This is a genomic window from Amphibacillus jilinensis Y1, from assembly GCF_000306965.1.
Taxonomy (GTDB): domain Bacteria; phylum Bacillota; class Bacilli; order Bacillales; family Amphibacillaceae; genus Amphibacillus_C; species Amphibacillus_C jilinensis.
The window spans coordinates 264-8,629 of sequence record NZ_JH976448.1; the positions used below are offsets into that span (position 1 = coordinate 264).

An 8,366-nucleotide genomic window follows, 5' to 3' on the forward strand; every position below is an offset into this window, starting at 1 on the left:
GCCGATGAAAACCGACCAACTAATCAATACAGCCATAATGTCGGGGTTGCCTAAAAAAATTTTAAAAGCTTCAGCCATTAGACCGCCTATCTCCATTTTTCCGTTCCCCTCTCGACAGCTGTTAAGATTAGTTGCGCTAGTGGGAAGATCAACAGGCTTGCTGATACAAAAACAACAAATACTGTGACAATTTCAGTCTTGGAAAAGTCAACAACTTCATACAAAGTTAATCCCTCCTGGACACTCTAGCTATTAACATGAAAACAATCATAGCCACCAAAGCAGTCGATACCATTAAGTCACCTAATGTAATTTCGTGGATAACATGTATCTCGCCTATATCACTTTCAAAAATAGACATTTCCCTAACATCGACAGGAACAACTACATCAGTATCGTTTTCCACGCTATCACCTTCCCATTGCAATAAAACAAATAAGGCTTGCTATATTTACAGGTTGTAAACATAGCAAGCCTTATCCACTTTTAATATAAACTAAAATAAGCTATACTTATCCTAGTTGCAGTGATCTAATCGGTTGCCTGGTACGTTCTTACCTGGTAATCCTACAATAGTGCTACCAACACTTTTGTGGACTGCAACTTTATTCGTTTGTCCTATTGCTTACGTCCTAGATTACACCCCCTTTATATCGCCTGTAAACCCCAAAACACACAAAACATTCAGCATTTACCACAAAACATTCATATCGGCTCGATTTTCAATTTCGCTCGTTTTTTCACCCTGGTGTCTCATTGATTTTAATAATACATAACACACATTAGCTAACTGAATCGATCTATTTAGCGTGCAAAATTTAATATATATATTTATATATTTAAAAACAGCACGTTTGAGGACACAAAAAGGCTGTCATGCACAACTAAAAAGATAGTTGCGTCATAACAGCTTGTGGCGACATTAAATAAAAAAAACAATTAAATATTCCATTGCGATAACCCATAATTTCATTGCATGGAGGACAGCAAAAGGAATTAAAAAACCGGCAAGACCAAAAAGCAAACATTTCAAAATAAAATAAACAAAATACTTCGTCTCCCAACACAACTATTCGTCCTCATTTTCTGGAGGTCCAAGAATCATAAATCCGATCCGAAAGAAGATCATGCATATTAAAAAGCCTACAATTACTCCAAGTCCAACAAAAAGTGCAACTTTTCCGATCACAGGGAAGAAAAATATTAAAAAACCTATCAACGCTAGTAAAGCAACAACTATAGAGCCGACACCTATTGCTTTCAAAACATATTTACTTGTGAATTCATAGTCGTGATACATACAAAAACCACCTTTTCATATCGTAAAATCTTTACCCGTTTTCGTCTTTTTTGTCTCTAATGTCATAATCCAGTCTTGCAGATCGTCCAGATCATAACCAAGATCAATCAACTTTTCGGGGAAGGTTTCGGGATTGTTAAGCCATCCGTACATGCTTTCTAGTGATTTTTCATAATTCCCAAACGTATGTAGCACTATCTTTTTGATTAGTCTCTTTCCTGTTTTCTCATTTTTTCCGACCTCTACCGATCTACGTAGTTGCACATATTTATATCCGCGCGAAGTTGACACGCTCAAAAATCCAGGTGTTTTTTTCGTGGTCATTCTAGTTTCCTCCTTTTTAGCACCCACCTTCCATAAATTAGTTTTGTAGGTGCTGAATATGAACCTTACAATCCTCATCAAAGATAAGGTCATGAGTATCTAATAAACCAATACTTTTATAATATTCTAATCTGTCTTTCAGACCCTCAACTGTGGCAAAACAATGTCTTGTGGAATGATCAAACTGATTGACACGTTCTAAAATATAATCACCTTGCTTATCTCGATAGATTATCAACTTAGCCATTTGATGACACTTCCTTTTTAGCAATGAAGTCGTTCAAGAGTTTGGCAGCGTCCACATCACTATCTTGCTTATTCTGTTCAGTTTTTGCTTTTTTAGCTCGTTCTTGTTTTTGTTTATTAAACCATTCAGGGTTATCCAATTTGCTCTTTTTAGCCGTTTCTGGAGCTTTTGCTTTTTTTGTGTGCATTGCGTCTATTTTTTTGTTTAGAGAGCTTCTGACGTACTCTTTTGGATTTTTAGCTATATTCCCGTTCAGCGAATCTACCAAACAACTAGTGAATTGTTCAACTGTTAGCAACTCTTTGAAGTCATTGTAAAGATCGTCTATACTTTGTAGGATTTTTTCTAGATTGATAGACAAATTTTCCGAATGGAGCATCAATCGATCTATCATGTCTTTTTTCATTAGCCTTTTTTGAACAAATAAATTTAAATTGGTTTCACTTAACTTGATAGATAGATACTGTTTAATATTACTTAAGTTAATATTATTAAAATCAATATCACTGAGATCATTATTACTATAGACGGGATTTTCCTGAACAGGTTTTTCCCGAACAGGTTTATCCTGTTTGGGAAAATCCCGTTTAGGTGATTCATCCTGAATTGGATTTTCCCATTCAGGGTTAAATTCAGGTCTTTCATACACTTCATAGACATAATCTCCAAAGGTTCCATTCTCTTTTCTTTCACGATACTTATTTACATATCCGTTCTTAACAAGCTCATTCATAGATGTTCTAATTGAATCAGCCCCATCAGTAAATCTTTTTTCTATATCTTTCATTCTTATTTGCCATCCGTCCGGTTTAGATAGTATGTACGTTAACAAACCTGTTGCCTTTAAAGACATATCTCCAGTACCTATAAATTCTTTGTCCAATTGAACAAAAGGATTCTCTCTTTTTGTTGTTCTTACATAAGCCATAACTTATTCCTCCTAAAATTGTAGTTTTGGCAAGTTTTAACGTTGCACAAAAGGAGAAATACCGTTAGAATAAAGGTAACTAAATTACCTAAAAGCTTTTGTCCTATTGCTTTTTACGGTATTTCTTTTGTGCACTTTTGTACGCTTTTGTGCAACGAACCCACTTGCTGGGTCGGAGCTGTCATTTCAGCCAAAATGACAGCTCTTATTTATTATTGTAAACAGTGGGCACTGATAAATCAACCCTAAATTTCACATTACTTGCAATTCCTTCTCTTCTAATCTCCGTACCCACCCTTTAACTTTCGACATATTACAGCCTAAATCCTCTAAAAAAGGTGGTACGTTATGCGAGTAAAGCCATTCTCGCATCTGTTCGACCGCCTCTTTTCGTCTACCTAATGAAAATACATGTTTTTCCTTTCGTTTTTGTGCGCTGTCGTAAACAGATAAATAAAAGTATTTCCTACCTCGTGAATTCACCTTTGACACCCACAATAAAAACCCCTCCTTTTTACGAACGTGCGTTCTTATTTTTAAATTGAATTCTACCATGAAAATAAAAAATGGGCAATCATTCCTAGTTTTTTAACTAAGAATAATCACCCACGTTATGTACTATTCTGCACACTGTCGCTTGCCAACACTTTCCTTGTTTACAAAGTATACAAGGTTACTTAAAACATGATAAAATAACCTTTGTGCAAAGAGGGAAGCAGTACGCTGTGTTTCCTTGTGCAAGGCTTGGGTTGAAGCCTTCACGCTTGGGGGTGTTGGTAGCACGCCCAGGCATGTTGCACAAATTTAACAAAATAATACTGGTATTCAATTAAACCTTGCGATCAGCATGGTTTATTTTTTTAGTAGAATTTACTTACTTACTAATTTAACACAAATTTGAGGCTATGACATATTTTTTTAAAAAAATGTATTGTATTGTGGTGTATAATATTATTAAATCAATATATTTCTAAGTTTATATAAATGTTTTTAATATAATTGTATTGGATGGTGTAGCTATATGGATAACGATATTAATAAAAAAGAGAGTATCTATGCAACAAAAGAAGTCGCTGAGCGTTTAGGCATTAAAACGGTAACGGTCAGAAAATACACACAGGAACTAGAGGAAAAAGGATATAAGTTTGAAAAAAACGAATCGAATTGGCGGATTTTTTATGCTGATGATCTGCAAGCTCTAGCTTATTTACAGGTGCTACGAAATCAAGGGAAGTCAGTTGCTGAATCAGCTGAAAAAGTGGCGGAATTACAACAATATAACCTGTCATATCGCATAAGCGATACGGCGATACAGACAGGCGATACTAAAAACGATATGGAGAAATATATAGAACGTCAAGAGGAATTTAACAAAACTCTAATTGATCGGCTTGATAAACAGCAAGAGTTCATAAATAAGCACCTGGAAGAAAGAGACCAAAAGCTAATGCGAGTCATGAACGATATGCAGGAACAACGAAAGATAGAAATGCAAGAAAAAAACAAGATGTGGTGGGAGTTTTGGAAATAGTTTTTAATAATAATGAAAAATCAGCCCATGATCATGGGCTGATTTTAAAAGATGTAACCTCTATTAAAATAAATTGCTAAAATCACATATACAGGTAAACTACCAGGGGTAGTGATAAAAAAAATCAACCTTACTACAAAAGACGATATGCCTAAGTATTCGGCTATGCCACCACAGACGCCACTTATAACTTTATCATCGAGTGATACATCTAACTTTCTTCTGCTCAAGGCTACACCTCTTTCCAATTTCAGGGCTATAAAACATATTTTAAATATTATATTATTATAAATAACCACTTTTTACAAATAAAATTACTATGGATAATTATATATAAAATTTTTAACAATATATACTTTTTTGGAAAAACATTGATTAATGGGATTTATTAGTTTAGTATCGTATTTGTAATATAATTCTAAATGAAAGGTTGATTAATACATGAAAAAGTATTTAGCTGTATGTTTTGGCGCTTTAATGTCTCTACTATTTTTAGGAAATGTTGCATTTGCTAGTGAGTTGAATTTAGAGGATGAATCTTCTGAAATCCCCGAAGAATTTGAAGTTGAATTTGACCTTGACCTTGAATCAACGGAAGTTCAAGAACAAAAATTCATCGGAGAAGATGGAGAAGAATGGGTAATGGGTTTAGAACCAGTTATTTTAGAAGAACCAGAGATGACTATTCAGAAAAGTAAAATAATACCTGCTGGAAGATCTAGGACTTATAGAGTTTACTGGAATACTGCGGTAGCTAGTATGGAGTATCATGTTACAGTAAAACGAAGTAGTGAGAATATTAGTGCATACGGATTTACTAATGTCTATGGACTTAAGGTTAATACCGTTTTTTCTGAAAAAAATCGCAAGTTTACTTGGAGTAAAAAGCTGGCTGAGTATACAGGAAGCATTGACATAATGGGAACAGGAACTGTTGGTTTACGATTAACATCTAGAGTTAGTGGCATACAACTCCACATATCTGGAAAACCATTCGCAATTGCCAAAGGTATAAAGTAAAAAAAAGCAATTTATAAAACACTTGCAAAATTGCAATTATTATTAATAACGTTTATAATAAGTATTATCAATACGATATTTGTAAATAATAAAAGCTGTCAGTGCGCTAACACTAACAGCATAATAGAAATGCACCCTTCAAAGGGATCAGCACTGCGAATGTTATAATAATCCGCCTAGAGCCGTCAACTCATAGGGTGGATTATTTTTTGTGCTTAAAAGACAGCACTGCAATAACTAATCCGGCGAAAGTAAATGTAATCATTAACGTTTCATATACCGTCATCATACAGCACCACCCCCCTTCCTTGCTTGTGGGGTGAGTACTGACCACCTATGAGTTAGCAAATCTATTAATTAAGAGTATAGCATAAATTAGTATATTTAACCATGTTTTTTAGTCAAAACTTTTAAGTTTTGACTATTTTTTTGTAGTGTGGTAAGATCAGCTTATAATGATGGTCAAAACTAATGTTCAATAAAGGTGTGATGTCAAACGATGAAATACGGTTATGCTAGGGTATCGACAGCAGGACAGGACTTGCAAACACAAATAGATACATTGAAAAAAGAGGGATGCAAAAAGGTTTACCAGGATAAAATAACCGGCACAAAAAAAGAGCGCCCTGCATTTGGTGAATTGATCCAGGAATTAAAGGAAGGTGACACGCTTGTTGTTACTAAGCTCGATCGTTTCGCTCGATCGACAGCAGACGCTATCGCCACGATTAAAGAGCTTTTCAATCGTGGCGTAAAGGTGCATGTCTTAAATATGGGATTAGTGGAAAATACACCGACAGGAAGGCTCATTTTTAATATATTAAGTGCCTTTGCCGAGTTTGAAAGGGATATGATTGTAGAACGTACACAAGAGGGGAAGACTCTCGCTAAACAGCGTGGCGATTTTAGGGAAGGGCGACCGAAAAAGTACGGTAAGAAGCAAATAGAGCATGCTCTAAAGCTTTTAGAGGATAACAGTTATAAAGAGGTTGAGCGCTTGACAGGTATCAGTATTAGCACGCTAACACGAGAAAAAAGGAAACGTTAGGATTATAAGCACTATAACAAAAACAAGCACCTCTTAAACGGTGCTTGTTTTTGTCTTTTTCATTTTCTTGTCTATTTTATTAAGGAGAAACCCATTTATTCTTATCATGAGAAACGGTAATAAACCCGACAGGAAAAGCAAAGCACTTAAACCATAAAATTTTTGTTCTAGCAAATCCTGCTGTTCTGATAACGATTGAATTGTGTCTGCAAAGTATCGGGTTCCTGTAATTTTAAACAATAGATTGTGAAACAAGAAGAACCCCAATACTAGACTTGCGATGATCTCCAATGCACTAACAATCGGCTGAAATTTTTCTAGCTTTCTATCTATCTTCTCTGAACCACTTGTCCACTTCTCGTTTATAACCTTATAACGTTCAATTATCTTTTTCATATAAACACCCCTTTAATTACTATTATAATATGTGGGCACTGAATATGCAACCCTTTTTTTCTAATCAATTAATCAATACGTCTCACCCTTCCATTAAATCTCTCTAGCCAGTACCCTGTTGTCATATCCTCATAAGCAACACCTGTTGAACTCTGTGAGCCAATAAACTTCCCATCACCAGCGTAAATACCAACATGTCCATCAATTTTATATGTGTCAAAGAAAACTAAATCACCTGGCTGTACATCATCTGGACTAACTGAAGTGCCCAGGGTTTTTAGTGTATCGGTTGTAACGCTTGTCCGATCACCAAGCCTAATGCCAACCTGTTTAAAAGCCCAATGAACAAAGCTAGAGCAATCAAACAACCCTTGCGCTATGTCAAACTCATTACGACCAGCACCAAAACCGTATGTGCTGTTACCTATCCACTGTTCACCAACGGTAACAACGGTAGGAACATCATCATCAGAATTAAAAGAATAAGTTTCATTATTTAGTTGATCGCTTTGATTATCTAATGTGTTTGCAATACGGTAGGCTCTAATGATCTTTGTTAAATCTGTTTCTTGTCTTTTGATTGTTATGATCTCTTTCCTGTCACTTGCATTTTCTACTTGCTCTTTAATAACTGCAAGCTCTTGCTCATAGGTTTCTAGCCTATCGGCTTTTGTCGTTATTGATAAAAAAGATAAAAAAGCAGCACTGACCAAAATTATTTTTTTAAACATTTGAAACACCGTCAATATAGTCTAATAATTTTTGTTCTTCTAATTTTGTAAGCTCTCCTGGTTTCATCATAAAGAACGTTTTTCTACCTACTTTAACTTTTCTATCTTTGCTATAAAGCTTCGCTCGATTCCAATGTATGCATGACCAGGGTAACAATATAAATCCCTGTCGCTTTGCTAAGTCTTCAGCAAGATCAAGTAGTTGGTAATAATTAAATGTGTTGACACTCTTTGTGTAGCTAACGATATTTATTGTTGTTGGGTTTAAATACGTTAGTGGTCTAGGGTCTTTTTCTTTATAATTCTTAGGAACCAGTGACACGTTCTCTAAATTCACGATTCTTCCCCCTTGATCTATTATGGATTTCGTTTAATGTGCTAAAAAATTCGTCTCCTTCCCTTTCTGTCCCTGGCAAAGGGAAGCCGTGTACCATGTTATAAGTATCATATAGTTGCATTTTAAATATCTTTTTAGCCTTAAACATAGGAATGAATTGTGTATGCATAAATTGCTTTGTTTGATAATCCATAAAATGCAATTGAAAGCCTTTGTTACCTATTTTTCTAGTGGTGACAAGAACCTCGATAATATCTCTAATCCGACTGTCAACGTTATTTATAGATGGGCTACAATAAAGTTGTATTGATTTCATTTTGCGCGTAAACATTAGTACCTCTGTCGCTATACCTTGTCCATATCGGCTCCATTTACGGTTACTGAAAGCCATTTGCGATTCGTCCCAACAAATTATGCTACCTTGAGATTCAGCAACACGATACCAGTCTGTGTAATGTGTCATGGGATAGCTGTCAGCAAGTTCATAATTTGAAAATAATTCAA

Annotated in this window: 14 protein-coding genes and 1 pseudogene; 3 read left to right on the top strand and 12 right to left on the bottom strand. The window is 35.2% G+C overall.

What is annotated here, in order from left to right; genetic code table 11:
* Nucleotides 1-226 precede the first annotated feature (226 nt).
* From B494_RS21230 to B494_RS0118580, 6 genes are all read right to left on the bottom strand, one after another.
* Nucleotides 227-406 carry a hypothetical protein gene (locus B494_RS21230; RefSeq protein WP_017473863.1) on the bottom strand — a complete coding sequence of 60 codons (180 nt, stop codon included), beginning with the start codon at nt 404-406 and terminating at the stop codon, nt 227-229.
* 663 nt (nt 407-1,069) lie between these two features.
* Nucleotides 1,070-1,300 (bottom strand): hypothetical protein, encoded by a 231-nt coding sequence (locus B494_RS0118560; RefSeq protein WP_017473865.1) that lies wholly within the window; start codon nt 1,298-1,300, stop codon nt 1,070-1,072.
* 15 nt (nt 1,301-1,315) lie between these two features.
* Complete coding sequence (locus B494_RS0118565) at nt 1,316-1,624, bottom strand: hypothetical protein (protein ID WP_017473866.1); 309 nt, start codon at nt 1,622-1,624, stop codon at nt 1,316-1,318.
* A 37-nt stretch (nt 1,625-1,661) separates the two neighbouring features.
* The gene (locus tag B494_RS0118570) at nt 1,662-1,871 is read right to left on the bottom strand and encodes a hypothetical protein (protein ID WP_017473867.1); all 210 of its coding nucleotides are present in this window, start codon (nt 1,869-1,871) and stop codon (nt 1,662-1,664) included.
* Entirely contained in the window at nt 1,864-2,799 is a 936-nt protein-coding gene (locus tag B494_RS20325; RefSeq protein ID WP_017473868.1) for a hypothetical protein, read from the bottom strand. Before B494_RS20325 ends, B494_RS0118570 begins: the two co-directional genes overlap by 8 nt.
* A gap of 252 nt (nt 2,800-3,051) precedes the next feature.
* Nucleotides 3,052-3,297 carry a hypothetical protein gene (locus B494_RS0118580; RefSeq protein ID WP_017473869.1) on the bottom strand — a complete coding sequence of 82 codons (246 nt, stop codon included), beginning with the start codon at nt 3,295-3,297 and terminating at the stop codon, nt 3,052-3,054.
* Nucleotides 3,298-3,820: 523 nt separating this feature from the next.
* Between B494_RS0118580 and B494_RS0118585 the strand changes: the two genes are divergently transcribed.
* Nucleotides 3,821-4,330, top strand: a complete 510-nt coding sequence (locus B494_RS0118585) for a MerR family transcriptional regulator (RefSeq protein WP_017473870.1) — start codon at nt 3,821-3,823, stop codon at nt 4,328-4,330.
* A gap of 44 nt (nt 4,331-4,374) precedes the next feature.
* Here B494_RS0118585 and B494_RS20740 read toward each other — a convergent pair whose 3' ends face one another.
* Nucleotides 4,375-4,560 (bottom strand): PspC domain-containing protein, encoded by a 186-nt coding sequence (locus B494_RS20740; protein WP_083855826.1) that lies wholly within the window; start codon nt 4,558-4,560, stop codon nt 4,375-4,377.
* A gap of 211 nt (nt 4,561-4,771) precedes the next feature.
* On the opposite strand from B494_RS20740, the gene B494_RS0118590 reads away from it, so the two are divergent.
* Nucleotides 4,772-5,350 (top strand): DUF5626 family protein, encoded by a 579-nt coding sequence (locus tag B494_RS0118590; protein ID WP_017473871.1) that lies wholly within the window; start codon nt 4,772-4,774, stop codon nt 5,348-5,350.
* A gap of 202 nt (nt 5,351-5,552) precedes the next feature.
* Here B494_RS0118590 and B494_RS21770 read toward each other — a convergent pair whose 3' ends face one another.
* Entirely contained in the window at nt 5,553-5,639 is an 87-nt protein-coding gene (locus B494_RS21770; protein ID WP_420884355.1) for a putative holin-like toxin, read from the bottom strand.
* Between the two features lie 210 nt (nt 5,640-5,849).
* Here B494_RS21770 and B494_RS0118600 point away from each other — a divergent pair, with 210 nt between their 5' ends.
* Nucleotides 5,850-6,398 (top strand): recombinase family protein, encoded by a 549-nt coding sequence (locus B494_RS0118600; protein ID WP_017473872.1) that lies wholly within the window; start codon nt 5,850-5,852, stop codon nt 6,396-6,398.
* A gap of 33 nt (nt 6,399-6,431) precedes the next feature.
* Here the strand turns inward: B494_RS0118600 and B494_RS0118605 are convergent, their stop codons facing one another.
* The 4 genes and pseudogenes from B494_RS0118605 to B494_RS19810 form a co-directional block, all read right to left on the bottom strand.
* Nucleotides 6,432-6,794, bottom strand: a complete 363-nt coding sequence (locus B494_RS0118605) for a hypothetical protein (RefSeq protein ID WP_017473873.1) — start codon at nt 6,792-6,794, stop codon at nt 6,432-6,434.
* A 68-nt stretch (nt 6,795-6,862) separates the two neighbouring features.
* A pseudogene (locus B494_RS21780) lies at nt 6,863-7,246 on the bottom strand (C40 family peptidase); the annotation flags it as partial.
* A 271-nt stretch (nt 7,247-7,517) separates the two neighbouring features.
* Nucleotides 7,518-7,862: a hypothetical protein gene (locus B494_RS0118615; protein ID WP_017473875.1), complete on the bottom strand. Its 345-nt coding sequence runs from the start codon at nt 7,860-7,862 to the stop codon at nt 7,518-7,520.
* Nucleotides 7,831-8,366: zonular occludens toxin domain-containing protein (locus tag B494_RS19810; RefSeq protein ID WP_017473876.1), on the bottom strand; the 536-nt coding region annotated here is incomplete at its 5' end. The genes B494_RS19810 and B494_RS0118615, both read right to left, overlap by 32 nt.

What these genes read in the sequence shown, in the direction of transcription:
- B494_RS0118560 (WP_017473865.1), bottom strand. Translation starts at nt 1,300, where the DNA reads ATGTATCACGACTATGAATTCACAAGTAAATATGTTTTGAAAGCAATA.
- B494_RS0118565 (WP_017473866.1), bottom strand. Translation starts at nt 1,624, where the DNA reads ATGACCACGAAAAAAACACCTGGATTTTTGAGCGTGTCAACTTCGCGC.
- B494_RS0118570 (WP_017473867.1), bottom strand. Translation starts at nt 1,871, where the DNA reads ATGGCTAAGTTGATAATCTATCGAGATAAGCAAGGTGATTATATTTTA.
- B494_RS20325 (WP_017473868.1), bottom strand. Translation starts at nt 2,799, where the DNA reads ATGGCTTATGTAAGAACAACAAAAAGAGAGAATCCTTTTGTTCAATTG.
- B494_RS0118585 (WP_017473870.1), top strand. Translation starts at nt 3,821, where the DNA reads ATGGATAACGATATTAATAAAAAAGAGAGTATCTATGCAACAAAAGAA.
- B494_RS0118590 (WP_017473871.1), top strand. Translation starts at nt 4,772, where the DNA reads ATGAAAAAGTATTTAGCTGTATGTTTTGGCGCTTTAATGTCTCTACTA.
- B494_RS21770 (WP_420884355.1), bottom strand. Translation starts at nt 5,639, where the DNA reads ATGATGACGGTATATGAAACGTTAATGATTACATTTACTTTCGCCGGA.
- B494_RS0118600 (WP_017473872.1), top strand. Translation starts at nt 5,850, where the DNA reads ATGAAATACGGTTATGCTAGGGTATCGACAGCAGGACAGGACTTGCAA.
- B494_RS0118605 (WP_017473873.1), bottom strand. Translation starts at nt 6,794, where the DNA reads ATGAAAAAGATAATTGAACGTTATAAGGTTATAAACGAGAAGTGGACA.